This is a genomic window from Streptomyces sp. SID14478, assembly GCF_010548525.1.
Lineage (GTDB): Bacteria > Actinomycetota > Actinomycetes > Streptomycetales > Streptomycetaceae > Streptomyces.
Map to the genome: position 1 here is coordinate 1 of NZ_JAAGMG010000370.1, position 995 is coordinate 995.

Here is a 995-nt window from a genome sequence, read left to right on the forward strand (position 1 = left end):
GGGGACGCGCGCCCGACCCGGCCTCGGCGCAGCGCAGGGCGACACTGCGCGAGCAGCAGGACCGCACGCGCGGCATCGCCTTCGCGCGCCGCCTCACCGACAAGGGGGCTGAGCGCGCCGACCTGCTGTTCGGCGTCGGCGCCGTCCTGATCGTCCTGGTGCTGGCCGGCCTCTACCTCGTACAGGAACTGGAGGTCGCCCTCGCCGTGGAGTTCCGGGCGCGGGTGACCTCGATCGTGCAGTTCCTCGTCTCGCTGGCCGGGGTGATCCTCGTCGCGCTGATCGCCGTGGCGCTCTTCACCGCACGGTCCATCGCGATCCGCCGCGACGCGCGGGAGAACGCCGGGCTCGCCTGGGCGTTCGGGGCGTTCTGGCCGCGCGCGGCCCACCCCTTCGCACCCACCGCGTGGACGGTCCGCGCGGTGCCGGAGCTCGTTCACAGGATCGATCACCTGCTCTCCCGCGATCCACGCGCCCGGCTGCTGCTGCACACGAACTCGCTCGGCTCGGTGATCGCGGTCCTCGCGCTGTGGCAGACCCGCCCCGAACACCGGCGCCGCATCGCCCTGTTGAGCACGGGGTGTCCCCTCACCCTGTTCTTCACCCGACACTATCCGGCGTACGCGGTCCACGACCGGATCGCACCGCTCGCCGCCTCGATCGCAGGCTGGACCAACATCCGGCGGGACACCGACCCCATGGCGGCGGACATCGCGGTGGCGGGCGTGCGCGACGTGGTGTGGAGCGACGCCACCGACCCCTATGGACCGCCGCCCTCGACCCCGGCGGACGTCCTCGCCCAGCAGACGGACCGCGGCCCCCACCAGCCGGTCTTCCGCCAGTTGGAGGGGCACGTCAACCATCGCGCGGACCCGCGGATCGACGCCGAACGGGACGCGCTCCTGGAGATGCTGGCCGCCGTGCCGGACCTCGATCCCTGACCCCGCCCGCCGCGGCCCGGCGCCGGTCAGGCGGGGCCGTAGCGCACCAGCGAC

General features: G+C 73.9%; 1 pseudogene. It reads left to right on the plus strand.

Annotated elements, in window-relative coordinates:
* Nucleotides 1–941 (plus strand): annotated as a pseudogene (locus G3I40_RS12090) (hypothetical protein); the annotation flags it as partial.
* Nucleotides 942–995: the final 54 nt, after the last annotated feature.